Below are 25,357 nucleotides of genomic sequence, written 5' to 3'. Positions count from 1 at the left end.
AAGTACTTGCATGGTCGAAATAGTTTCCGTGAACGTCGAACGCTGGCCCGTACAGGGCGCCTTTATTATCAGTCGCGGCGCAAAGACGCATGTCGACGTGGTCGTGTGTACGGTCAGCGATGGCCAGCATAGCGGGCGCGGCGAAGGCACGGCGATCTACTATGACGGGGAGACGGCGGAATCCTGTGTGGCGGCGATAAACGCCTATCGCGGCCCGCTCGATCGCACGAGCGTGAACAGCCGTATGGACCGCGGCGCGGCGCGCAACGCACTGGACTGCGCCCTCTGGGATTATGAGGCAAAGCGCCAAGGCTTGTCGGTATGGCAGCTTGCGGGTTTGACCAAACCGCAAGCCGTCGCGACCGCCTTCACGATCAGCCTCAACGATCCCACGCAGATGGAGGCCGATGCACGAATAGCGGAGGCGCGGGGTTTCGGCCTGCTCAAGTGCAAGCTCACGGGTGAAGGCGACCGTGACCGGATCGCCGCCGTGCGCATGGGTGCGCCTGCGGCCCGCCTGATCGTCGATGCTAATGAAAGCTGGGCCCGGATGGACATCGCGGCGGAAGCAAATGCGCTGGCGGCGCTCGGCGTCGAACTCATCGAACAGCCCATCCCGCATGGGCGGGAGGACATGCTGGCGGGCGTCCAGTCACCGGTGCCCTTCTGCGCCGACGAAAGCGTGCATACGCGCGAGGATCTCGACCGGCTGACCGGCTTCTCCGCCGTCAATATCAAGCTCGACAAGGCCGGGGGCCTCACTGAGGCATTGGCATTGGCCGAAGCGGCGCGGGCACGCGGGCTGCGGATCATGCTTGGGTGTATGCTGGGCACGTCGCTCGGCATCGCGCCTGCCTTCCTTGCCGCGCAGGGGGCCGACTGGATCGATCTGGATGGCGCGCTGCTGCTGGCAAAGGATCGCTACGGTGCCTTGCCGGTGAAGGACGGGATGCTATGGCCCGGCGCGCTGTGGGGCTTGGGCTAGGCATCTGCAGTCGCGAATTCATGTCCGTCCGGTGATTTTGCCATCGGTCGGCGGCGGTGCGAATTGCAGCGGCGCCACGCTTGCGCCGGGTGAACCCTTCGTTGTCCCCACGTAGATTGCTTGGCCCACGGGGCTGTAGGTAATCGCCTCCGTCAAAAGCAGCGCAGCGATCATCGCCCCAATGCCCCAGCGCCATGCGGGGTGAGCTTGCCCCTCGCGCCGGATATCGGCCAAGACACCTACAATCGGAAAGATCAGGATCACCGCAAATGTGCTCTCCCACGCCCAAGGCTGAAGAAGCGGCATCGGCAACAGCCGGCCGACGGCGGGACCAAGCAATATCGACATACCGCAGAAATGCAGACGCCGATGCCATTGCGTGCGCCGCCGCAACAGGATCGCCGCAGTCGTCAAACCGGCAAAGGCGAATAATGTGACAGGATCTAATATCAGGAACTGCAACGGTCGGAAGAAGAACGGCACCTGACCCCGCCGCACAACAGCGAGGGTGACCATGCACCCCAGGACCAGCATCGGAACCATCCATCCGGCAGCGATCCAGCCCAGGCGGCGGTGGAGCGCCATTCGGTCGCCCGCCACGAATATGTTCTGGAACAGGTAGATAAACACCCAGCCCATGAACACGAGGGCGTGCGCGTGGACGAGTGGCGGAGAAGAGAAGCTGGACCTTCCCGCCGCAAGCTGAAGCCAAAAACCGGCAACGATAACGGCCGTCATCACCATAGCAGCCCGCGCGAAGAATTGCTCGTCTCCCACCGCTGGTGCAAGCGGCATTCCGGCGACACTGGCCATAGCAATCCCCCGACGCTGTTTGGGGGGCATTTAGCACGTCGGAACATTTTTGGCGAGCGAGCGATAGCAGGTGGTACGTGCCAGAAGCATGCGCCGCCGCAATGGTTAGGCGAAGCTACCTCTTACGGATAGGAAGCCGCTCGCCCATACCCATCAAACGAGGATCGTAAAGCAGCGGCCTAAATAGCGGCCGCCCCGAAGTCGTCACATGTGGATAGGCTTGCCCTGCACCGCCATCGAAGCTTCCTTCAGCGCCTCGGCATGCGTCGGATGCGCGTGGCAGGTGTAGGCGATGTCCTCACTGGACGCGCCGAATTCCATAGCCTGTGCCGCCTGCGCGATCATGTCGCCTGCCGGTGATGCAATAATCCACACGCCCAGCACCTTGTCGGTCTCGGCATCGGCAATGACCTTCACGAAGCCTTCGGTGTCGCGGATCGCCTTGGCGCGGCTGTTTGCCATCATTGGGAACTTGCCGGTCTTGACCGAACCACGCTCCTTGGCCTGCTCCTCGGTCAGGCCGACGCCCGCGATCTCGGGATGCGTGTAGACGACCGAGGGGATCACGTCGTGGTTCACGATGCCAGTGAGACCCGCGATGTTCTCCGCCACGGCAACGCCTTCGTCCTCGGCCTTATGCGCCAGCATCGGGCCGGGGATCACGTCGCCGATCGCCCATACACCATCGACCTTGGTGGCAAAGTCGTGATCGGTTTCGATCTGGCCGCGCTTGTTTACTTCGATGCCTATCTTGTCGAGGCCAAGCCCGTCGGTATTGGGCTTGCGGCCGATCGCTACCAGCACGACGTCCGCCTCGATCATGGTTGCTTCGCCGCCCGCTGCGGGCTCGACCGAAACCGTCGCTTTGCTGCCGGACACCGAAACACCGGTCACCTTGGTGCTCGTCTTGATGTCGAAGCCCTGCTTCTTGAAGATCTTCGCGGCTTCCTTGCGCACATCGCCATCCATGCCGGGCAGGATCTGGTCAAGATATTCGACGACCGTGACCTTCGCGCCGAGGCGCTTCCACACAGAGCCAAGCTCCAGCCCGATCACACCGCCGCCGATGACGACCAGATGCTCGGGCACCTTCGGCAATGCCAGCGCACCGGTGGAATCCACGACAATGCCCTTGTCGTTGTCGACGTCGATGCCCGGAAGCTGCGTTACGGACGATCCCGTCGCGATGACGATGTTCTTGGCCGTCACAGTCTTGCCCGCGACCTCTACGCTATGCGCGTCCTTGAACGTCGCAAGGCCCTTCAGCCACTCGACCTTGTTCTTCTTGAACAGAAACTCGATGCCGCTGGTCAGGCCCTTAACTGCTTCGTCCTTGTCGCCCAGCATCGTCGGCAAGTCGAGTTCGACACCGCTGAACTTGATGCCATGCTTCACCAACGCACCCGAACTTGCTTCCTCGAAATAATGCGAGGCATTCAGCAGCGCCTTGGAAGGAATGCAGCCGACATTGAGGCACGTGCCACCCAGCGTATCGCGACTGTCCGCACAGGCGGTCTTCAAGCCCAACTGGGCCGCGCGGATTGCCGCCACATAGCCACCCGGCCCCGCGCCGATCACCAGCACATCATAATCATATTCGGCCATTATCTACTCCATCCATGATGCACCGCATGGCGCGGGGCGCTGGACTATTCTTACAGGTCGATCAGCAGGCGAGTCGGATCTTCGATCGCATTCTTCACCGCCACCAGGAAGGTCACGGCTTCACGACCATCGATCAGGCGATGGTCATAGCTCAGCGCGAGGTACATCATCGGACGCACCACCACCTGACCGTCGCGAACCACTGGGCGATCCTCGATCCGATGCAAGCCGAGCACAGCGCTCTGCGGCGTGTTGATGATCGGCGTGGACATTAGCGAACCGAACACGCCCCCGTTGGAAATCGTGAAGGTGCCGCCCTTCATGTCTTCCATCGTCAGCGTGCCTTCCTTCGCCTTCTTGCCGAAGTTGCCGATCGTCTTCTCGATCTCGGCGACGCTCATGCTCTCGGCATTGCGGATCACCGGGACGACGAGGCCATTAGGCGCGCTGACCGCCACGGAAATGTCGGCATATTCGTGATAGATGATCTCGTCGCCCTCGATCCGCCCGTTCACGCCCGGAATGTCGCGCAGCGCCATCGTCACGGCCTTCGTGAAGAACCCCATGAAGCCCAAGCGCACGCCATGCTTCTTCTCGAACAGATCCTTGTATTTAGCCCGAGCCTCGATGACAGCGGTCATGTCGACGTCATTGAAGGTGGTCAGCATCGCGGCGGTTTCCTGCGCAGTCTTCAGGCGCTTGGCGACCGTCTGGCGCAGGCGGGTCATACGGACACGCTCCTCACCACGACCCGGCGCGGACGGCGCAGCAGCGGGTACGGCGCTCGCGACAGGCGCAGCAGCCGCCTTGGCGGTGCCTGCAGCGACTGCGGCGGTCACATCATCCTTGGTCAGGCGACCGTCCTTGCCAGTGCCCTTGATCTTGCTGGGGTCTAGACCGTGTTCCAGCACGAGGCGGCGCACGGCAGGTGACAGCGTCAGGTTGCTGTCATCCTCCTCGGCCGATGCGGGCGCGGGCGCGGAAGCCGCGGGTGCAGGTGCGGCCGCCTCGGCCTTCGCAGCAGGCGCCGGAACCGGCGCTGCTGCCGGAGCAGGCGCCGCAGCAGCTCCGCCTGCCTCAATAATCGCAATCACAGCGCCGACATTGACGGTATCGCCCTCAGCCACAAGCTGCTGACCCAGCGTACCTGCTACCGGCGAGGGCACGTCCACGGCGACCTTGTCGGTCTCAAGGCTGCAAATGGGTTCGTCTAGCGCTACCGCTTCGCCCGGCTTTTTCAGCCATGCACCCACGGTAGCTTCGGTTACGGATTCGCCCAGCGTAGGGACTTTGACTTCGGTGGCCATGATGCTGACTTAGCCCTTCTTCTGGCGACGGATTTCGGTGCGGACACTGTGGCCGAGCGCATCGGCAACCAGCGCGCCCTGCTCGGCGATGTGGCGTTTGGCGAGGCCCGTAGCGGGTGACGCCGAAGCCTTGCGTCCGGCGTAGCGTGCACGCATGGGCGCACGGCCAGCTTGCTCCAGGCTCTGCTCGATGAATGGCTCCACGAAGAACCAGCCGCCATTGTTACGGGGTTCCTCCTGACACCAGACGACTTCCTCAAGGTTCGTCATCCGTGCAATGCGAACCGCAAGCGCTTCAGTCGGGAACGGGTAAAGCTGTTCGATACGGACGATCTGGGTGTCGGTGTCGCCTGCGGCGTCACGCGCTTCGATCAGGTCATAGGCCACCTTGCCGCTGCACAGGATCAGCCGCTTGGTGGCTTCGTCCGGTGCAGGATTCGTGTCGGACAAGATGCGCATGAAGTGCGTATCGCCTTGAAAATCTGCCGCCTTGCTCACCGCAAGCTTGTGCCGCAGTAGCGACTTGGGCGTCATGATGATGAGGGGCTTGCGGAACGAACGTAGCATCTGGCGGCGCAGGATGTGGAAATAATTCGCGGGCGTCGTGCAGTTCGCGACCTGGATGTTACCTTCGGCGCACAATTGCAGATAGCGCTCCAGACGTGCCGAACTATGCTCCGGCCCCTGCCCTTCATAACCGTGCGGCAGCAGCATCACGAGACCATTAGCACGTAGCCACTTGGATTCCGACGATGCGATATACTGGTCGATGATGATCTGCGCGCCGTTCGAAAAGTCGCCAAACTGCGCTTCCCACAGCACGAGGCTTTTAGGATCGGCCAGCGCATAGCCATATTCAAAACCCAGAACGCCATATTCCGACAACGGCGAGTCCAACACCTCGAACCGGCCGTGCGGTACAGTGGAGAGCGGAATGTACCGCGCTTCGGTATCCTGATCGACCCAGACCGAATGCCGCTGGCTGAACGTGCCGCGTCCCGAATCCTGCCCCGACAACCGCACGCCATAGCCTTCCGACAACAGGGAGCCGAATGCGAGAGCCTCGCCGGTTGCCCAATCGAAATTGGCTCCGGTCTTGAACATTTCCGCCTTGGCGTCGAGGATGCGGCGGAGCGTCTTGTGGATGTTGATGCCTTCGGGCACAGTCGTCAGCGTGCGCCCCAGGCTATCGAACAGCTTGGGCGTAATTGCGCTTTCCACGCTCTTGCGAGCCGTCTCGACATCGGTGGGCTGCGATAGACCGGACCATCGACCGGCGAACCAGTCGGCCTTGTTCGCCTTATAGCTCTTAGCTGCCTCAAATTCGTTTTCCAGGCAGTCGACGAATTCCTTGGTAGTGGCCGCCACGAATGCGTCATCGACTACCCCTTCCGCTTTGAGCCGTGCCGCATAGACTTCGCTCACCGGCGGATGCTGGCGGATCTTCGCGTACATCAATGGCTGGGTGAAGCCCGGCTCGTCGCCTTCGTTATGGCCAAAGCGGCGATAGCACCACATGTCGATCACGATATCGCGATGGAAGGTCTGGCGGTATTCGATCGCCAGCTTGCACGCGAAGGTCACAGCTTCCGGATCGTCGCCATTGACGTGCAGGATCGGGGCCATGATGCCCTTCGCCACGTCGCTCGGGTAAGGCGAGGAGCGCGCAAACTGCGGGCTGGTCGTGAAGCCGACCTGATTGTTGATGACGAAGTGAATGCAGCCGCCGGTGTTGTAGCCGCGGATGCCGGAGAAGCCGAGGCACTCCCAAACGATCCCCTGCCCCGCAAACGCCGCGTCCCCATGGATCAACACAGGCAGCACTTCGCGGTGATCGGCCAGATCGTCGCGGAATACCTGCTGCGCCCGCACCTTGCCAAGCACGATAGGATCGACCGTCTCAAGGTGCGACGGGTTCGGCACAAGGCTCATGTGCACCTTGGTCCCATCGAACTCGCGGTCCGTTGATGTGCCGAGGTGATACTTCACGTCGCCCGATCCACCCACGTCCTCGGGGTTGGCCGTGCCGCCCGAGAATTCGTGGAAGATCACGCGGAAGCCCTTCGCCATCACATTGGCGAGCACGTTCAGGCGACCGCGATGCGCCATGCCGTACACGATTTCGCGCACGCCCTGCGCGCCGCCATATTTGATGACCGCCTCAAGCGCCGGAATCATCGATTCGCCGCCATCCAGGCCGAAACGCTTGGTGCCTACATATTTGCGGCCAAGGAACTTTTCATACTGCTCGCCGTGAATGACCTTGGTCAGGATCGCCTTCTTGCCCTCGGGCGTGAATTCGATTTCCTTGTCCTTGCCTTCCATGCGATCCTGCAGGAAGCGGCGCTCATCCACATCGGCAATGTGCATATATTCAAGGCCGACATTGCCGCAGTAGTTGGCGCGCAAGATGTCGACCAGTTCACGTACCGTCGCATATTCAAGACCGAGAACACCGCCCAGATATACTTTCTTATCGAGCGCGGTGCCCGCAAAGCCATGATATTCAGGCGTAAGGTCGGCCGGAAGATCGCGATGCGAGAGACCCAGCGGATCAAGATTTGCGGCCAAGTGCCCGCGCACACGATAAGTGCGGATCAGCATCATGGCGCGAATGGAGTCGCCCGCCGCTTCCGTGATATCCTTATCGGAAACCGCCTTGCCCGCGGCCTGCGCCTTAGCCTTGATCTCGACCGCCATCTGTGTGGGGTCCAGCGCTGCCGTCAGCGCATCGGTTTCCGTCAGCGGCCAGTTGGGCTTAGCCCAGCTCGGGCCTTGCTCAACTTCGAATTCCTGACCTTCGTAACCCATATTCCGTCCAATCTTGCGCTTCCCCGCGTGCAGTCGCGGAACGCCAGCGCAGGCCGGGGGTGCAGCCCCGGCCCACGTTCGGGCCAACTTAGCCCTTCAATACTTCCAGCAGCGTCGTGCCGAGTTCCGACGGACTCGCCGCAACCTTGATGCCAGCGGCTTCCATCGCGGCGATCTTGCTTTCCGCGTCGCCCTTGCCGCCCGATACGATCGCGCCAGCATGACCCATGCGACGACCGGGAGGCGCCGTACGGCCCGCGATGAAACCAGCCATCGGCTTTTTCCGACCGCGCTTGGCTTCGTCGATCAGGAACTGGGCCGCCTGCTCTTCAGCATCGCCGCCGATTTCACCGATCATGATGATCGATTCGGTCGCGTCGTCCGCCAGGAACAACTCCAGCACGTCGATGAAGTTCGTGCCATTCACCGGATCGCCACCAATACCGACTGCCGTGGTCTGACCAAGGCCCGCGTTGGAAGTCTGGAACACAGCTTCATAGGTAAGCGTGCCCGAGCGCGAGACAACCCCAACGGTGCCCTTCTTGAAAATGCTGCCGGGCATGATGCCGATCTTGCATTCGCCGGGCGTCAGCACGCCGGGGCAGTTCGGGCCGATGAGGCGCGACTTGCTGCCGGAAAGCGCGCGCTTCACGCGCACCATGTCGAGTACCGGAATGCCTTCGGTGATGCAGACGATCAGCGGGATTTCCGCGTCGATCGCTTCCATGATCGAGTCAGCCGCGAACGGCGGCGGAACGTACACGACCGATGCGTCAGCGCCGGTTGCCGTCTTGGCCTCCAACACGGTGTCGAACATCGGAAGGCCGATGTGCGTGGAGCCACCCTTGCCGGGCGTGACGCCCGCAACCATCTGTGTGCCGTAAGCCAGTGCCTGTTCGGTGTGGAACGTGCCCGTGGCTCCGGTCATGCCTTGCGTTATGACCTTGGTATTCTTGTTGACGAGGATAGACATGCTTGCCCCTTTAAGAAGGTGAGTGGCATTTCATCTATCGACCGCCCCAGGCTGCACACTTTTCCTGGGGAGGCCGGTGCAGCTATTATCAGGCGAGCGAGGCGTCGATGCCCTTGCAGGCGACCAGCAGTTCCTTAACCGCGTCGACCGAAACCTGAAGGTTCGCCTTGGCCTCTTCGCCCAAGTTGATTTCAATCACTTCCTCGACGCCGCCCGCGCCGATTACAACCGGCACGCCGACATAAAGACCATCCACGCCGTACTTGCCCTCGACATAGGCAGCGCAGGGCAGCACGCGCTTCTTGTCGCCAAGATAGGCTTCGGCCATCGCGATACCGCTGGTGGCGGGCGCGTAAAAGGCGGAGCCAGTCTTGAGCAGGCCGACGATTTCACCGCCACCCGAACGCGTGCGCGCGACGATCGCGTCGATCCGCTCCTTGGTGGAACGGCCCATGGCGATCAGGTCAGGAATGGGGATGCCCGCAACCGTCGAATATTCGACGACCGGCACCATCGTATCGCCATGGCCGCCAAGCACGAAGGACGTAACTTCCTTCACCGACACCTGGAACTCCTCGGCCAGGAAGTGGCTGAAGCGAGAAGAGTCGAGCACGCCCGCCATGCCCACGACCTTGTTGTGCGGCAGGCCGGAGAATTCGCGAAGCGCCCATACCATCGCGTCGAGCGGGTTGGTGATGCAGATGACGAACGCATCGGGCGCGTTGTTCTTGATGCCCTCGCCCACGGCCTTCATGACCTTAAGGTTGATGCCGAGCAGGTCATCGCGGCTCATGCCGGGCTTGCGCGCCACACCGGCGGTGACGATAATGACGGCCGCGCCCGCGATGTCGGCATAATCATTAGTGCCGATGATCTTGGAGTCGAAGCCTTCGACCGGGCTGCACTGCGACAGGTCGAGCGCCTTGCCCTGAGGAATTCCCTCCACCACGTCGAACAGGACGATGTCGCCCAAGCCCTTCAATGCCGCGAGATGCGCGAGCGTACCGCCGATATTACCAGCGCCGATCAGCGCGATCTTCTTACGGGCCATTATCATCCTCCAAAGGTTACGAACTTGGAATTGGAGGATCGCTTAGGCCCAATAGATCAAGGTTTCAACCGCACAAAAGCTTAGTCCGACAATTATCTTTGCAATTGGTTCGCAATTGCATTATGAAGCTTCTGCTGTTTGCCCTTACCCTTGGGGGCACCCCTGACAGCGGCAAACTGGCCGGGCGTGCGCCTTATAGCACAAGCGCCCGGCCTATTTTGGCCCATGTCCTAACGCAAGATACTCGTCCGATTGCATCTCCATCAACCGGGAAACTGTCCGCTCGAACTCGAACGCACCATCCCCGGTGGGATAGAGCGCCATCGGCACTGCATCAGCCGACGCCAACAGCTTCACGCGATATTCGTACAACGCATCGATCAGTGTCACGAACCGTGCCGCTTCGTTCCGTTTTTCCGGCCCCAACACGGGGATGCCCACGATGATGACCGCATGATAACGGCGCGCAATCGCCAGATAGTCGGTCGCCCCCCGCGCCTCGGCGCACAGCCGCTTGAAGGAGAATACCGCAACGCCTTTCAGTGCCTTGGGCACATGCATCGTTCGTCCACCCTGCACCGGCAACTCTTCGCTTGGCACGTTCGCGCGGTCACTTGGCGGATAGTCGGTCAGTCGGAAGAAGGACGCGCTCAGTGCTTCGGTCGCTTCGGGTCCGTTGGGAACATGCCACAGGGTCGCATCGCCCAGCCGGTCGCGGCGATAGTCGGTAGGGCCGTTAAGGCTCAGCACGTCCAGCCGATCCTTGATGAGGTCGATGAACGGCAGGAACAACTGCCGGTTCAGTCCGTCCTTGTAGAGGTCGTCTGGCGGCCGATTGGAGGTCGTGACGATCGTCACGCGCTGCGCGATCAGCCCGGCGAACAGCCGCGACATGATCGCCGCATCCGCCATGTTGTTCACAACCATCTCGTCGAAACACAGCAGCCGGGCCTCATCGGCCAGCGCCGCGACAACGGGTGGAATAGGGTCGCCTGTCTCACTCTTGCGCGCCTCAGCCAGCCGCGCATGAACGTCGATCATGAACTCATGAAAATGCGCCCGGCGCTTCCTGCGGATGGATATGCAGTCATAGAACAGGTCCATCAGCATGGACTTGCCGCGTCCCACCCCGCCCCACATATACAGGCCTCGTGGCGCTTCGGGCGCCTTGCGCAGCATCCGCCATAAGGTAGATCCACGCGGCGGCGTCGCTTCCAACTCCTGCTGAAGCGCATCGAGCCGATGTGCCGCCGCTTCCTGGTCAGGATCGGCGCGCAATTCCCCCGCCGCGACCAGCGCATGGTAGCGAGCAAGCACGCCAGTCATGGCAGGTTGAGCTTACGCAGCACTCCGTTGCCATAGAGCAGCGTGACGCCCTCCTGCTCCAGCACAACGCGAACGAACTGCATGCGCCCGGTTTCCCGAACAAGATATAGCTGACCTTCGACCGGCAGCCCAACTCGGCCGCTGCCCGGATAGTCAAAGGACAACGATACCGTCACGCAATTGGGAAGCCCGTTCGCCACGGTCAGAAACAACCCGAGAATGCCTTCCGCAAAGCCGGCGAGGAACCCTCCATGCAGCCCGCCAAGACGATTCCCGGACTGCTCAGATGGCTGCATGCGAAAGTCTATGCGGTCGGCAGCAGACTGCCGGTATGATACCGCCGGCAAATCGTCCCACCATGTGCCCGACTCAGTGACATCGAAAATGCGCCATTCCTGGTCGCTTACATCGTCCGTCATGATTGACACGTCAGTTGCCGCAAGAGAATCAGGGCGATCAGATTGCGCGCTCGACCATCATCTTGCGCGTCTCGGCAATCGCCTTTGCGGGACTCAGCCCCTTGGGGCAGACGTTCGCGCAATTCATGATCGTGTGGCAACGATACAGGCGATAGGGATCTTCCAGCTCGTCCAGACGCTCGCCGGTATATTCGTCGCGGCTGTCCGCCAGCCAGCGATAGGCCTGCAACAGGATCGCTGGACCAAGGAACTTGTCGCTGTTCCACCAGTAGGATGGGCATGAGCTTGAGCAGCACGCGCACAGGATGCACTCATAAAGGCCATCCAGCTTCTCTCGGTCTTCGGGCGACTGGAGCCGCTCCTTGCCCGACGGCGGCGGCGTTACGGTTTGCAGCCACGGCTTGATCGAGCTGTACTGCGCATAGAAATGCGTGAAATCGGGGACCAGATCCTTGATGACGTCCATATGCGGAAGCGGCGTGATCTTCACCTCGCCCTTGCAGTCTTCGATCGCGGTTGTGCAGGCAAGGCCGTTCTTGCCGTTGATGTTCATCGAGCACGACCCGCAAATGCCTTCGCGGCATGAGCGGCGGAACGTCAGCGTCGGATCCTGCTCGCTCTTCATCTTGATAAGTGCGTCGAGGACCATCGGGCCACAGGTGTCGAGGTCAATCTCGAACGTGTCGTAACGGGGGTTCTTGCCGCTGTCGGGATCGTAGCGATACACCTTGAACTTCTTGACGTTGGAGGCGCCTTCAGCCTTGTGTTCCACACCCTTGCCGTTGATGCGGCTGTTCGCGGGTAGTCTGAATTCGGCCATTTTCCTCGTGTCCCGTCTGAGTCCGATGCGATCCCCTCAACAATATGGGGGGCATTTAGTCAAGGTGAGAGGCATTCGCAGATGCGGAAAAGCGCTAAGACAGCTTGCTGCGCCTGATTCCCAAGCTACGGAGCGCCATGCACCTCGCCATTTACGATCTGGACCGCACGATCACCAAACGCGGCACCTTCACGCCTTTTCTGATCTTCGCGGCAAGGCGGCGCGCGCCTTGGCGGCTGGCCGGACTGCCTCTGTGGATAGTAGCAATGGCCTGCCACAAACTAGGCCTAGTTGCGCGCAAGCCCCTTAAACAGTTCGGCCTGCGACTGCTGCTAGGCAGGACAATCTCTACGCAGGCGGCCGACACACTTGCTGCCGACTATGCTCGCCACACACTCGCGTACAATGTGCAGCCCGGCGCACTCGCTAGTATCGAAGCAGATCGAGCGGAAGGCCGAATGCTCATAATGGCGACAGCCGCCCCGGATCTGTACGCGGCGGCTGTCGGCACGGCCTTGGGTTTCGCTGCGACGATCGCCACTCGCCATGTCCGCCTGCCCCATGGCGGAATATCCAGTCAGATCGAGGGCGAGAATTGCTATGGCACCTACAAACTTGCGATGATCGAGGCATGGCTCTTGGCAACCGGCACTACGCCCGCGACGACGCGTTTCTACAGCGACCACCTCTCGGATGCGCCAGTGCTGGGCTGGGCGGACCAAGGGTTTCTCGTGAATGCCGGGCTACCGCTACACAAGATGGCGGAGTCGCATGGCTGGACTATGGTGAGCTTCGAGGGCGCTCCCAAATAGTAATGCCATTGCGTAAGCCATGAGAGCGCAATACGAGGCAACCGGTTCGGCTGCGCTTGCCAACATGCCGGTCATCATTCAACGGTCGCGACGGTGTTGATCCGCCTTCGCATCAAACAGGTATCGCCGAATAATGTCCTCACCGCACGTCTCCGCTGACTCATTGCAGATACGCACGATCGGCCATAACGATACGCCCATCTGGGGCATGTCCAATGCAGAGCGCGTGCGGCGTATGGTCACGGGAGCCGCCAAATCGGGGCAAATCGTCGCGGACGGCTACGTCCTCGCCACGAACCTTGCCTATGTGTTCGACCCCGTCCTGCTTCGCCTGTCCCTCGAAAAGCCGGGCACGGTCTTCACGATTGGCGATGAACTGGTTGTGGGTCATATTCTTAAGGACGCCGATCCGAAATCCGTCCGCGATATCGCGGGAGTTGCCATTACGGACCTCGGCCAAGGTACGAAAATCTACAACAAGCAGCTTCGGAAACTGGAAGCGCCCTTCGTCCGCAAGCTGGACCCGACGTCGCGTCATGCCATCGAGCGTGAAAGCTACTTTGGCGCTTATAAGGGCGTTACGGACGCCCTCACCAAATATCTCTGGCCGGAGCTGGCGCTGATTCTCACGCGGATTGCTGCCCAGCTGAAAATGACGCCGAATATGGTGACCGGCCTGGGCGCGATGCTTTGCATCGCCGCGACTCTTCTCTTCGCCCATGGGCAATATTGGACCGGGATGGCTTGCGGCTTCACCTTCATGGTGTTCGACACCGTGGACGGGAAGCTCGCACGCTGCACCATTACGTCTTCCAAATGGGGCAACATCTTCGACCACGGGATCGACCTTATGCACCCGCCCTTCTGGTGGTATGCCTGGGGTGTTGGGCTTGCCGTCCACGGCCTTGCGCTTAGTACGGTAAGCTTCGTCGCGATCATGGTCGTCATTGTGGCCGGATACATCCTTCAGCGCTTGATCGAAGGCGCGTTCATCAAGGATTTCGACATGGACATCCATGTCTGGCGCCGCTTTGATTCGCAATTCCGCCTTGTCACGGCGCGGCGGAATCCGAACATGGCGCTGTTGTTCTTCTCCGTTCTATTGCAGCGTCCGGACTGGGGACTGATCGGCCTTGCATGGTGGACCGGCATTTCGCTGATAGTCCATGCCGTCCGCCTAGCGCAGGCTTATCGCGTCCGCGCGGCGGGCGGAAAGATCATAAGCTGGCTGGCGCAGGCCGCCTAGCTGTCGAGTAGGTCGAGGATCGCGCGCGCGCTACGGAGCGCGGCCTCCTCGTCGGCATTGCCCAAAGCCTCCAAGGCAAGACTGTGTTGAAAATCGCGGTAAGCGCTGTGCCGTTCACTCGCCGCCATGAGGGCAGGCCAGATGTCCTCGGCTGTCCGAACGACGTCGCCGCATTTCTGATAATCACCAGAGGGCCATGTCATTGAGGGGCTGTCGGCGATTACGCAGGGCCGGGGATTTGCCAGAAACTCGATGATCTGGCTTGAACTGTCGCCCAGATACAGGTCCGCCATTCGCGTATAGCTGCCGTCGACCATGGCGAAGCTGCCGCTATCTTCATGCATATGACGCTGGCTTGAAAAACCGTCCAGAAACGCACGCGCCTTTCGATCCTGCTCGAACAATCTTTGATGGGGGGCAATGATGACGTTGAACCTGCTTTGCTCCGCCAGCATCTCCACGATCTGTCGACCCCAATCCCACCACGATGAGCGATAGCTCTGCCAATGCGGCGTGTAGAGCACTACCGGTCGCGCTTCCGGAAAGATCATGTCGGAAGTCAGCGACGGAGCAAAGCTGGCCTTTACATAACCAGTCACCACGATGTTCTCCTGCGCGATGCCATGCCTCACATGGTCTTTGGTCAGATAGTCGCTCGGCACGAACAGGCGGCTTGCGTAGCGCAAACGTCCATCTTTGTTATAATTGAGCGGCCCTGCGCCATGGACCGTGAATATGAAGCGGGACCGCATCGGCAATAGCCGCGGTAGCCAAAGGCTTGTCTGCTCGGCGCAGACCACCACCGGCATGCGCGCCAGTCGGGGTGCGAGGCGCGCCAGCATCGGCATCTTGGCCGGCAGTTCTGGATTGTCGCCCGCGTGCGGCACGGGCTGGAGGCTATATCCCGGAGCATGGCGCAGCCGCACGTTTCCATGTACGTCAGGGTCCATCCATCGGCTCAGAAGGTCCTCATGAACCGACGTGCTGATCCACAGATCAATGATTAATTTCGGCCGTTCCCGCGCCAATGCATCCACGATCGGCCAGAGATGCGGCACCAGAAGCATCTCTCCAAGAAAGAGAAACGCTACGTCCGCCTTGGGCTTCCGGCTCATAGACCTCTGGAATGCCAGGCGGCGATATCCTCGGGGCGGTCGATTTCGATCCAGTCGTCGCGATTGACCACAATCGCCTGTACGGTGCCGTTTTGCGCGATTTCTCCAATGATGGCGTGATGATAATTCAGGATGCCGCCTTCCCGGGCGATGACGGTATCCAGCGCCGCGCGATACTGCCCTTCGTCCTGCCGCCCGGCAATGATCCCCAGGGACCGATATCGCGCGCGCGCAGGGGCGAGCGTCTTGCCAACGGCACGAACCACGCCGTCCTCCACTTCGACCAGCATATCGTCCAGTTCCGGTGTGTCGACGCGTTGCACGAACAGGCTGATCCCTTTCCTGCATCCCGCAAACCCTTGAGCCAGCAGATTGGCGGCATAGATCGTGTCGCCATTCAGGATAACGAAGTCGCCCTCAAGCAATGCTCTTGCCGCCCACACGCTGCTGATGCTGCTGGCGACCAGCCAGAACGGATTGAACAGCAGGTCCGTGCCATCGCCCCGCGCCGCAATATGCGCCGCCAATTTTTCGAACCTGTAGCCACCTACGACATAGGGATGCGCAACGCCCGCTGCCGCAAGCGCATCGAGTTGATGATCGAGGATCGCCTTACCATCGATCTTTATAAGGCATTTGGGCATGTCCGCCGTCAGCGGCAGGAGGCGCGTTCCCTGACCCGCACTCAGGATAATGGCTTTTCCGTTTTCCATGCCGCGCACTAGCCAATTCCCATCCCATCGACAATCTTTGCCGCACAAACTAGAAGCCGCGCGGCACAGGAAGGACCGGATCGAATAGTGGCGGCATGGAAAATCGGGCGCAGGCAGGCCAACGATCCTGCAACCGGAAGTGACGCCGCTTTCTCGCGCATTCTGGCGAATACCGCATGGCTGCTGGGCGGCAAGGGCGTCGGCGCACTGCTCAGCCTTGTTTATCTCGCCATCGTCACTCGCACTCTGGGGGTGGCGGATTTTGGGCGCTTCGCATTGGTTCTCAGCACTGCACAGGCCATCAATACATTAGTTACATTCGACTCCTGGCAAATCGTCGTTCGATTTGGGCAAAAGCACCTGACGAGCGGCAATACCTCGGCACTCAACCGTTTGCTTCGCTTCTGCATCATGATCGACATAGGTTCGGCAATTCTGGGATGCCTCATCGCCGCTGCTGTCACGTTGTTGCTCGGCCCCTATGTCGGCTGGTCGGCTGACCTCGCCTGGCAGGCATTGCTGTTCTGCGCCGCCATGCTGATCGGCATCCGCTCGACGCCTACAGGACTGCTGCGGTTGTTCGACCGCTTCGACACCGGGTCGATCGCCGATACCATGGTGCCGGTTGGCCGCATGATCGGTGCAGCGATCGTCCTTGCCACCGGGCCGTCGATCATGGCGTTCCTCATCGCCTGGGCCGCCGCCGAAATGTTCTGCGCGGCGACATTCTGGATCTTGGCGCTTCGCGTCGCGAAAGGCCGCATCGGTGCCTGGCACGAAGGACGCTTCCTCGACGCGCGCGCAGAAAATCCCGGTCTGATCGGCTTCCTGACCGCGACCAATCTATCCACGACTTTGTCTTCGGTCGGAAAGCAGGCGGCCGTCCTCATCATCGGTCTTTTCGTAGGCCCGGCGGGCGCGGGCTTGTATCGCCTCGCCAATCAGTTGAGTTCGGCCCTCACAAAAATGTCGGGCATGTTTTCCCGCACCCTCTTCGCCGAACTCGCTCGCGCAGCGGCGAGTGACAGCGCGGAGCAGGTACGTGCGCTGTTCGGTCGCATGAACAGGCTGGCGCTGATTACCGGTTGCGCTATCGTGGCGCTGATCCTGCTAATCGGCAAGCCGCTGCTGATGCTAGTCGCCGGAGAGGAATTCGCTGGCGCTTACCCGCTGCTCCTGCTCCTCGGCATAGCCGCATCGATAGATCTCGTCGGCGTCAGCTTCAGCCCACTGCTGATGGCGACCGGACGTGCAGGCCAATCGCTGCGGATCACCTTCATCACGACGCTGCTGCTGCTCGCGTTGCTGACAGTGCTGCTGCCTCGTTTCGGCACGATCGGCGCGGCCTATTCCACATTACTCGCATCGATTGCCGGTTTCCTGCTGATGGGCTGGGCCAGCCGCAAGGCATTGCGCAAAGCTTAAGCCCGCGCCGCCAATATCGCCTCAGCCATCGTCAGATCGGATGGCTTGTCCACATCGATGCATGCCTCCGCCTGCGGCATTGCCACGACTCGCGCATTGACCCCCAGCCGCCGCCCCAGCCGCGCCACCGCCTGCTGGATCGTCAGAAGCCGCAGCAGCGCCCCAATTAACAACAACGGACCGAATGCGCCGACGATCTTCATGCCCTTCTTGCGATCCTGCTCGACCGCGTGCCAACGCTCAAGCAGGGGTCGCGCCTTCTCGCTGCCGATCCAGAACAGGTTCGCACCCGACCACCAGCCGCGCCGGAATTTCAGCCACGTCCTTCGGCTCTCCGGATAGCGCGCCAGCAACACCTGCCGCTCGACCAAGCCGACCGCTATGTCGCTCCCCCGCGCACCGAATACGAATGCATCGATCATCGCCCCGGTCAGCAGTACATTGTCCGCAGTCGTCAGCAATATCGGGAAAGCCGCGCCGCCGTCGATCTCTGCAATCACCGACCGGCTGATCCCCGCCCCGCTTCGCGCAAAGCTGACTGCGGGATCGGCAACGAACGCTGCCAATGCCGGATCATTAGACAGCGCTTCGATATCCTGCGCCAGCACCACCACGCGTCCGACCGCCCCATGCCCCACCAGCGCGCCCAGCACATGCGCCAGCATCGGACGCCCCGCCACTGGGAGCAGCGCCTTAGTCGAGACCCCGCTTCCATCAAGCAACGGGTCGACGCCCGGACGGCTTCCCGCCAGAACGATAGCCGTGACACCGGGCAAGGGAGTGGCGCTGTGCATCGCCGTCCTCTACTGCAATCGCACCCTCTGATGCAATTGACGGCCTCGCCGCCTGCTCCTCGAGTCCTCGAACGGAACAAAATCGTGCCTGAAGCCTTGCAAAATTGAGGGAATGCGGGCAGGCGCTCCGCTCCGCACTTATAACAGGACAGGCTTTCAGACTTATGGCGACGTATCGGGATCCCGCTTTTCAGGATCGCCTCGCTCTTGCGGCGCAGGCGAAGCAGAAGGCGCTCGACAAGCTGAAAGCCAAGCCTCCCGTCGATCCCGCAGTCCTTGCCGAGCGCAAGGCGGCCGCCGAAGCCAAGGCCGCGGCCGAAGCTGAAAAGCGCGCCGCCAAGCTTGCGGAGAAGAAAGCCGCGCAAGAAGCCGCTGCCGCCGAAAAGGAAGCGCGCAAGGCCGCCGAATTGGCTGCTCAGCCAGTGAAGAAGGAAAAGCCCAAGCTGACGCCTGAGGAGCAGAAGGCAATCCGCGACGCAAAGTACGCCGCGCGCAAAGCCCGCAAGTAAGCCTCCATCGAAGAACTGGTCGCCCGCGCGCCTAGGCGCGCAGGGGCCCTTGCTGCCGGACGCTGCCTGCTTCCTCGCCAAGTTCGTCCGCAAATTCCGGCACGTCGCGTAGTTCCGCGTCAATCTGCCGGTGCACCACGCGCCCTTCTATGATGACGATCACCGCCGCCGCGATCACCAGCGCGAAGCCGCCGATCGTCGACGCAATCCCGGCATAAGCGATCACCGGAACCTTCGGGACTATTACTTCCAGCGCGCCGAAGATCAGCGCCAATATCAGCAGGATCGCCGCGACCAGTCCTACCGTAGTCGCCCACCCCATCATCTTGCAGCGCCGCCGGTACACCAGAACCTGATCCTTCAGGTTGTCTGCGCGCTCCCCGCTATGATCGCCCGACCGGAAGTTGCCCACAGTCGCGCGATAACGGTCGCTCGCATTGTCATAGCGCTGCTGCAGGAACCCCATAAAAATCCATGCCGCAAAAACAATAGCCGCATTCGGCCCAACCGCCTTCAAAACCTCACCCACAGCAATCATGGCACACCCTCACCAATGGTCGCAATCGAACGCGAGATGGCGGGAATGGTGCCGTAACTTGGAGCAGGTTCGGGGTGGTTCTTGGTAGCAAATTATAGCGGTTCGCGGAATATCTCCTTTGGAACAGAACATACAGATCATGGTCGCCAATCTTGACCAGATGACGGCTCCATCCACTCTCGCAAGTGCCATGATAGCGATTTTTCAGTTTCGCCCCGTACTTGCGCCTGAGCGCTGGTATGCTCGTTCACGAAGCGAGAATTGGGAGCTTGGCGGGCACCTAGGATGTTCCACCAAGTCTGCGCGCCGCGTCGGTGGTGGCCATGTTATGCGTGAACCAGATGATGGCGTCCCGGCTGTGGATGGTGCCGTAGGCCCTAAGCTCCACGTTCGCCGCAACGATGACGACCGGGTGGTGTCGTCGCGATCGGATGCAGTCTGGATAATGCTCTATGGCCCCCGCGCCTGACGATGGCATGGCACAAAATGCCCTGCTCAAGGATATAATCCGCGCCATCCACTATCCGCGCCACACGGTTTCGTGTAAAGCCGAGGATACCTGTGACCTTCTGCGATCATTCAGAAGACAGATCGCCTTTCTCTCATGCAAATGAACAAAGCCGTGCCATATACAATTGTTTACATTGCATTATTTGTAATTATCGAATACACGAGTTCATCGTAACCTTAAGATAACAAAGTTTGAGTAGCGGTTGGAGCAGTCGTTAACTGCCAAAATGTGCGCAAAGATGGAGAAGGGCGCATCTCGGCGGGTGATTGATTGAAAACGCAATCTGTCGGCAACGGCAGGACACAAAGCTTCCCGACTCTTAGGAGTCAGGGGAGTTACCAATGGAACAAACGCGAATGCTATCTTCTAGTTTCACAGGTCTTTGGTCCATTTAAATAGGGTATTGCGTAGGTTGGCCTGAAGCGTGTGCTTCGGGCCATTTTTATTGAGTAAAAGGGGGTCGCAGATGATGAAGAAGGAAGATCGGCCGTGTTCGGCCGATCGTTCTCGGCCGGTGCGCCGCAACTTTTCCTCTGTCCCGGTCTCCCGTGGCGGCGCGCGTCTGCTCTGCGGTGCTTCGCTGGCCGTGATGGCGTTAATCGGCCTTCCTTCGACTGGACATGCGCAGCAGGACAGAAATTGGGATCCCAACGGGACAGCGACGAACCGCGGCGGCACAGGTACATGGGACACGAGCGCCTCTTCCTGGAGCCCTAATGGCGATGGCGTGAGCGGCCCCTACACACCCTGGAACAATGGCGGCATCGACAATGCCATCTTCGGTGGACCCAACGGCACGAACGCCACGGTGACGCTGGCCACGCCGATCATTGCGCACAATCTCGGTTTCGATGCGAACACGACATACCTGCTAACCGGCAGTACGCTGACGCTCGCCGGCACGACGCCGACGATCACCACCAACGGCAACGCCACCATCAATTCGATCGTCAACGGTAATGCCGGGCTGAGCAAGGCGGGCGTCGGCGCACTGACCCTAAACGGCATCAACACCTTCACCGGCGGGATCAACGTAACCGGCGGCGTCCTGACGCTCAACGGCGACGCCGCGCTCGGCATCGGCAACAACATCACCCTTTCCGCGGGCACGAGCCTTCGCAGCACCGGCGCGCTCGCCTCTACCCGCGTCGTCACGCTCGCCGGCTCTGCCAGCATTGGCGGAGGGGTGGGATCCGCGCACATCACCGGCACCGGCGGACTCCAGCTGGTCCAGTCGACAACGCTGAGCGACAATACCAATGACTTCACCGGGGATTTGAATGCCAACGGCGTAAACCTAAGCTTCAGCTCGATCGGCAACATCGGCCAGGCGAGCGCACTCGGTGCCGGCAATGCGATCTTTATCGGCTCCGAGATCGGCGCCGGCAGCACAAGTGCCGTCTATACCGGCGACGGAGACGTTTCCAACCGCGGCTGGTCCATGCGAAACGGCGGAGGCGGAATCAGCCTGATAAATCAGGGGACCGGCACACTGTCGTTGACCGGCAACTTCTCCCAGAGCGGGTTGACCACCGTTTTCGTGGCGTTCAGCGCCCAGACGGCAGACCTCGAATTACTGGGACAGATTTCCGGATTTCGACCTATCACGTTTCAGGGCGGCGGCACCGCCCGTACCATTACGCTAGGCGGCGCGAACACTTTCACCGCTCCCACCACCATAGGTGGCGTCACGGTCCGGGCAAGCACGCTGGCGAACCGGGGAACCAACAGTTCGCTGGGCACCGGCATGACCGGCACCGGCGCCATCACCATCAACAATGGCATATTGTCCTACACCGGCACCGGCGGCGGCACCGATCGCGCCTTTTCGATTAACGGCAGCAGCAGCATTCTCAATGATGGCACCGGCGCGCTCGCGCTCAGTGCTGGGGTGACGTTCAGCCGCGGCTCCGGCCGACAGCTTCACGCTTGGCGGAAGCTTCGCGGGCAACAACGCCATGTCCGGCGTGATCTCCGGAAATGGCGGCGTGATTATGAACGGCGCTGCGGGGAATGTCTGGTTGCTCAGCGGGGCCAACACCTATAACGGCGCGACAACCGTCACGAGCGGCACCCTTCGGTCCGGCAGCGACCAGGCGTTCGGCACGCCCAATGCAGTAACCGTCAATGGCGGCACGCTTGATCTCAACACGCACGATATCATGGTCGCTTCGCTTGCCGGCACGGGTGGCAGCGTGGCGTTGGGCGGCGGCGGGCTGACGGTCAACGGCGCTGCCAGCACGAGCTATGCGGGCAGCATCACCGGCAACGGGAATCTCGTGAAACGCGGTACCGGCACGCTGACGCTAACCGGACAAAGCACCTACACCGGCAGCACGACGATCAACGGCGGCACGCTGGCGTTGAATTTCGCAGGCGCGGGGGCGCCGACCAGCGACATCCTGTCCGCCATGTCGACTCTGAACATGGCCGGCGGCACGCTTGCCGTCACCGGCGCGGCGGGCGCGACGAACAGCCAGACCTTCAACGGCCTGAACGTCACTGCCGGCAACAACCGGCTCGTCGCGACCTCCGGCGGGGGCGGCAGCATGACGCTGAACCTCGGCGCGCTCACCCGCACGGGCGGTCTGATCGATTTCACGCTGCCCGCCAGCGGCGCGATCACCACTACAAATGGCGACGGCGCCCTTGGCTGGGCTACGGTCAACGGCACCGACTATGCGCAGGTGCTGGCGGGCAATGTCACCGCTTTCTCCAGCTATGCGAACAAGGACGATGCGAGCACGTGGCTGGCCGGGGATGTCGTCAGTGACGCGGGAGGGGTGGCCAATTCGCCCTATTCCAACACCGTCACCGGCGACGTGCAGCTCGGCGGCATCAAATATACCGCCGCGGCCAATTCCACCGTCACGGTCGGCGGCGCCAACACGCTCGGTGTGGATGGCACGATCATCGTCGCGGCGAGCATGGGCAATGCCAGCCAGACGATCACCGGCGGTTCGCTTACCGGCAGCGCGGGCGGCGGCACGCTCGGGCTCCTCCATAACGGCACGGGCACCGGCACATTCACGATCGCCTCATCCATCGTTGACAATGGGGGCGCCACCGGCTTCATCACGGGCGGCATCGGCCGGGTTTCGCTGACCGGCGCCAACACCTATACCGGCGGCACCACGCTCGGCGGCGGCACGCTCGTCGTCAACAGCATCGCCAATGGCGGCGTTGCCAGCAGCATCGGCGCATCGTCGGCGGCCGCATCGAACCTTGTGATCGAGAGCGGCACGCTGGAATATACCGGCGGCACTGTGACGACCGATCGCGGCTTCACGCTCGTGAACGGCGGCCCATCGCGGACGATCCAGATCAACAACGGTGGCGCTAATCTGACCTTCTCCGGCGCGGTCAGCGGCCCGGACGATGCTGGCCTTATCAAGACCGGCGCCGGCACCCTGACGCTGGCGAATGCGGCAAACGACTATACCGGCGTCACGACGGTGTCCGGCGGCACCCTGGCGGTCGGCACGCTGGCGAATGGCGGCGTGGCAAGCGGCATCGGCGCATCGTCGGCGGATTCGGCGAACCTCGTGCTTCAGAATGCCGGCGGGCTGCAATATACCGGCGCAACCGCCAGCAGCGACCGAGGTTTCACGCTGGGTACGGGCAATGGCCGGATCGGGGCGAGCGATCCCGCCGCGACGCTGACGCTCAGCGGAACCGCGATCGGTTCGGGCGGGCTGATCAAAGAAGGCGATGGCACATTGCTGCTGTCCGGCACAAACCTCTATACTGGCGGCACGACGATCACCGCCGGTACGCTGCGCGCCGGATCGGTTCAGGCATTCGGGAGCCAGACCGCGCCAATGGCCGTCAACGCGGGGGGAACACTGAACCTCGCCGGATTCGCTAACAAGGTCGGCGCGCTTTCCGGCGCCGGCTCGGTCGTGCTGGGCTCCGCCACGCTGACCTCGGGCGGCCTCAGTGGCACTTTCACCGGCACGATCAGCGGCAGCGGTGGCTTCTACCAGGCGGCAGGCGGCATCCAGACACTCGCCGGCTGCAGCAACAATTATACCGGCGCCACGTCAATCGTCGGCGGAACGCTGATCGTGAATTGCATCGCCAATGGCGGCGTCGCCAGCGGCATCGGCGCATCGACCACCGCGTCCGCGAATCTTATCCTTAGCAACGGCAATCTGGTCTATTCCGGTGCCAGCGTCAGCACCGATCGCGGGTTCACGGTGGCCGGGACCGGCACGATTTCCGTCAGCGATCCCGCCGCCACGCTTCAATTCGGTGGTGCGGTGGTGGGTGCAGGAGCCTTGCAAAAGGCAGGCACCGGTACTCTGCTTCTGTCCGGCGCCAATAGCTACACCGGCGGCACGGCGATAAACGGGGGCGTATTGCGCGCCGGCAGGATCAATGCATTCGGGACCGGCGGCGTATCGCTCGGCAACATCGCTGGCGCCGCCCTCGATCTCAACAGTTTCAACACCACCGTGGGCTATTTGAACGGTGGTGGTCCCCTTGGCGGCAACGTCACGCTCGGCACGGCGACGCTGACGCTCAATACGACTTCCGGGCTCGCAAATTATGCCGGCGCGATCAGCGGCAGCGGCGGCCTCACCAAGAATGGGGCCTATACCCAGATCCTCAGCGGCTGCGGCAGCAGCTATACCGGAAGCACCACGATCAACGGCGGCGCGCTCGAAGTCGCGTGCCTCGCCGATGGCGGCACCAACAGCGCGGTTGGCGCCTCCGCCGCGAACGCCAGTAATTTGATCCTCAATGGCGGCACGCTGCGCTACACCGGCGCAGGCGGCAGCACCGATCGCCTGTTCACGCTCGGCGCCTCGGCGGCCAGCCGGCTCGAAGCTTCGAGTACGGGTTCGATCGCCTTTACCGGCACCGCGCCGATCGCGTTCACCACGCCCGGCGCCAGCCAGACGCTGGCGATCGGCGGCACCAATATCGGCAACAACAGCCTTTCCGCCCAGATCACCAATAATGGCGCGGGCGTGACTTCGCTGACCAAGGACGGCGTCGGCACCTGGATCCTCAATAATGCCGGCAGCACTTATACCGGCATCACCACGATCAATGGCGGCGTGCTGGGCGTCAGCAAGCTGAGTGACGGCGGCGTGGCGAGCAGCATCGGCGCGTCGTCGGCCGCCGCGGCCAATCTGGTTATCGGCAACAACTCGACTCTGCGCTACACCGGCGCGGGCGACACTACCAATCGCCTGTTCACGCTTTCAGCCGGCACGACCTTCATCGAATCCTCAGGCACCGGGGCGATCGTTTTCACCGACACCGGACTGGTGACGCTTGCGGGCGCCAACCAGGCGCGCACGATCGCACTCGGCGGCACGAATAATGGTAACAACACGCTGGCGGGATCGATCGGCAACTCCGGCAGCGGCATCACGACATTGGCCAAGAACGACGCTGGCACCTGGCTGCTGACCGGCACCAATAGCTATACCGGCCCGACCAACGTCAATGCGGGCACCCTAACGCTCGGCAATGGTGGCACGACGGGCGCGACGCGAGCGCCACGGTCAACAATCTCGGGATCCTCGGCTTCAACCGATCCGATACGCTGACCTATGGCGGCGTCATCACA

General features: G+C 61.6%; 21 protein-coding genes and 1 riboswitch. Of the genes, 7 read left to right on the top strand and 14 right to left on the bottom strand.

Going from position 1 to position 25,357, the window contains the following annotated elements; genetic code table 11:
* Nucleotides 1-10: 10 nt before the first annotated feature.
* The gene (gene dgcA, locus C1T17_RS05825; RefSeq protein ID WP_104952635.1) at nt 11-985 is read left to right on the top strand and encodes an N-acetyl-D-Glu racemase DgcA; all 975 of its coding nucleotides are present in this window, start codon (nt 11-13) and stop codon (nt 983-985) included.
* 18 nt (nt 986-1,003) lie between these two features.
* On the opposite strand, the gene C1T17_RS05820 is transcribed toward dgcA, so the two are convergent.
* From C1T17_RS05820 to C1T17_RS05780, 9 genes are all read right to left on the bottom strand, one after another.
* Complete coding sequence (locus C1T17_RS05820) at nt 1,004-1,798, bottom strand: hypothetical protein (protein WP_223262824.1); 795 nt, start codon at nt 1,796-1,798, stop codon at nt 1,004-1,006.
* Nucleotides 1,799-2,002: 204 nt separating this feature from the next.
* The gene (gene lpdA / locus C1T17_RS05815; RefSeq protein ID WP_104952634.1) at nt 2,003-3,403 is read right to left on the bottom strand and encodes a dihydrolipoyl dehydrogenase; all 1,401 of its coding nucleotides are present in this window, start codon (nt 3,401-3,403) and stop codon (nt 2,003-2,005) included.
* Between the two features lie 50 nt (nt 3,404-3,453).
* Nucleotides 3,454-4,710: a 2-oxoglutarate dehydrogenase complex dihydrolipoyllysine-residue succinyltransferase gene (gene odhB / locus C1T17_RS05810; RefSeq protein WP_104952633.1), complete on the bottom strand. Its 1,257-nt coding sequence runs from the start codon at nt 4,708-4,710 to the stop codon at nt 3,454-3,456.
* A gap of 9 nt (nt 4,711-4,719) precedes the next feature.
* Nucleotides 4,720-7,521: a 2-oxoglutarate dehydrogenase E1 component gene (locus tag C1T17_RS05805; RefSeq protein ID WP_104952632.1), complete on the bottom strand. Its 2,802-nt coding sequence runs from the start codon at nt 7,519-7,521 to the stop codon at nt 4,720-4,722.
* 88 nt (nt 7,522-7,609) lie between these two features.
* Nucleotides 7,610-8,494 carry a succinate--CoA ligase subunit alpha gene (gene sucD / locus C1T17_RS05800; protein WP_104952631.1) on the bottom strand — a complete coding sequence of 295 codons (885 nt, stop codon included), beginning with the start codon at nt 8,492-8,494 and terminating at the stop codon, nt 7,610-7,612.
* An 88-nt stretch (nt 8,495-8,582) separates the two neighbouring features.
* A complete protein-coding gene (gene mdh / locus C1T17_RS05795) occupies nt 8,583-9,545 on the bottom strand; it encodes a malate dehydrogenase (RefSeq protein WP_104952630.1) in 963 nt (320 codons plus the stop codon).
* Between the two features lie 213 nt (nt 9,546-9,758).
* Nucleotides 9,759-10,871, bottom strand: coding sequence for a cell division protein ZapE (gene zapE / locus C1T17_RS05790; protein WP_104952629.1), 1,113 nt, complete (start codon nt 10,869-10,871; stop codon nt 9,759-9,761).
* Nucleotides 10,868-11,290 carry a PaaI family thioesterase gene (locus tag C1T17_RS05785; protein WP_104952628.1) on the bottom strand — a complete coding sequence of 141 codons (423 nt, stop codon included), beginning with the start codon at nt 11,288-11,290 and terminating at the stop codon, nt 10,868-10,870. Before C1T17_RS05785 ends, zapE begins: the two co-directional genes overlap by 4 nt.
* Nucleotides 11,291-11,327: 37 nt before the next feature.
* Complete coding sequence (locus tag C1T17_RS05780) at nt 11,328-12,110, bottom strand: succinate dehydrogenase iron-sulfur subunit (RefSeq protein WP_104952627.1); 783 nt, start codon at nt 12,108-12,110, stop codon at nt 11,328-11,330.
* A 104-nt stretch (nt 12,111-12,214) separates the two neighbouring features.
* On the opposite strand from C1T17_RS05780, the gene C1T17_RS05775 reads away from it, so the two are divergent.
* Both C1T17_RS05775 and C1T17_RS05770 read left to right on the top strand, forming a co-directional pair.
* Complete coding sequence (locus C1T17_RS05775; protein ID WP_223262823.1) at nt 12,215-12,922, top strand: HAD family hydrolase; 708 nt, start codon at nt 12,215-12,217, stop codon at nt 12,920-12,922.
* 133 nt (nt 12,923-13,055) lie between these two features.
* Nucleotides 13,056-14,168: a CDP-alcohol phosphatidyltransferase family protein gene (locus C1T17_RS05770; RefSeq protein ID WP_104952626.1), complete on the top strand. Its 1,113-nt coding sequence runs from the start codon at nt 13,056-13,058 to the stop codon at nt 14,166-14,168.
* On the opposite strand, the gene C1T17_RS05765 is transcribed toward C1T17_RS05770, so the two are convergent.
* Nucleotides 14,165-15,283 (bottom strand): hypothetical protein, encoded by a 1,119-nt coding sequence (locus tag C1T17_RS05765; protein WP_104952625.1) that lies wholly within the window; start codon nt 15,281-15,283, stop codon nt 14,165-14,167. The genes C1T17_RS05770 and C1T17_RS05765 overlap by 4 nt on opposite strands.
* Nucleotides 15,280-15,996 (bottom strand): sugar phosphate nucleotidyltransferase, encoded by a 717-nt coding sequence (locus tag C1T17_RS05760; protein WP_104955025.1) that lies wholly within the window; start codon nt 15,994-15,996, stop codon nt 15,280-15,282. Before C1T17_RS05760 ends, C1T17_RS05765 begins: the two co-directional genes overlap by 4 nt.
* Before the next feature lie 87 nt (nt 15,997-16,083).
* Between C1T17_RS05760 and C1T17_RS05755 the strand changes: the two genes are divergently transcribed.
* Nucleotides 16,084-17,421 carry a lipopolysaccharide biosynthesis protein gene (locus tag C1T17_RS05755; RefSeq protein ID WP_411269211.1) on the top strand — a complete coding sequence of 446 codons (1,338 nt, stop codon included), beginning with the start codon at nt 16,084-16,086 and terminating at the stop codon, nt 17,419-17,421.
* Here the strand turns inward: C1T17_RS05755 and C1T17_RS05750 are convergent.
* Nucleotides 17,418-18,215 carry a nucleotidyltransferase family protein gene (locus C1T17_RS05750; RefSeq protein ID WP_104952624.1) on the bottom strand — a complete coding sequence of 266 codons (798 nt, stop codon included), beginning with the start codon at nt 18,213-18,215 and terminating at the stop codon, nt 17,418-17,420. The genes C1T17_RS05755 and C1T17_RS05750 overlap by 4 nt on opposite strands.
* Nucleotides 18,216-18,379: 164 nt before the next feature.
* On the opposite strand from C1T17_RS05750, the gene C1T17_RS05745 reads away from it, so the two are divergent.
* Nucleotides 18,380-18,724: a DUF6481 family protein gene (locus C1T17_RS05745; protein ID WP_104952623.1), complete on the top strand. Its 345-nt coding sequence runs from the start codon at nt 18,380-18,382 to the stop codon at nt 18,722-18,724.
* 31 nt (nt 18,725-18,755) lie between these two features.
* On the opposite strand, the gene C1T17_RS05740 is transcribed toward C1T17_RS05745, so the two are convergent.
* Together C1T17_RS05740 and C1T17_RS21195 are read right to left on the bottom strand one after the other, a co-directional pair.
* The gene (locus C1T17_RS05740) at nt 18,756-19,190 is read right to left on the bottom strand and encodes a DUF2721 domain-containing protein (protein ID WP_189338507.1); all 435 of its coding nucleotides are present in this window, start codon (nt 19,188-19,190) and stop codon (nt 18,756-18,758) included.
* 352 nt (nt 19,191-19,542) lie between these two features.
* Nucleotides 19,543-19,761, bottom strand: a complete 219-nt coding sequence (locus tag C1T17_RS21195; protein WP_189338506.1) for a hypothetical protein — start codon at nt 19,759-19,761, stop codon at nt 19,543-19,545.
* A 279-nt stretch (nt 19,762-20,040) separates the two neighbouring features.
* A riboswitch (cyclic di-GMP riboswitch) is annotated at nt 20,041-20,116 on the top strand.
* Between the two features lie 123 nt (nt 20,117-20,239).
* Between C1T17_RS21195 and C1T17_RS05730 the strand changes: the two genes are divergently transcribed.
* On the top strand, nt 20,240-21,820 hold the full coding sequence (locus tag C1T17_RS05730; RefSeq protein ID WP_104952620.1) for a beta strand repeat-containing protein: 1,581 nt from the start codon (nt 20,240-20,242) through the stop codon (nt 21,818-21,820).
* On the top strand, nt 21,732-25,337 hold the full coding sequence (locus tag C1T17_RS05725) for a beta strand repeat-containing protein (protein WP_104952619.1): 3,606 nt from the start codon (nt 21,732-21,734) through the stop codon (nt 25,335-25,337). The genes C1T17_RS05730 and C1T17_RS05725 overlap by 89 nt, the downstream gene beginning before the upstream one ends.
* Nucleotides 25,338-25,357 lie beyond the last annotated feature (20 nt).

Origin of the sequence: Sphingobium sp. SCG-1, from assembly GCF_002953135.1 — a bacterium.
GTDB lineage: Bacteria > Pseudomonadota > Alphaproteobacteria > Sphingomonadales > Sphingomonadaceae > Sphingobium.
This window is presented reverse-complemented; position numbering and strand designations above follow the sequence as displayed.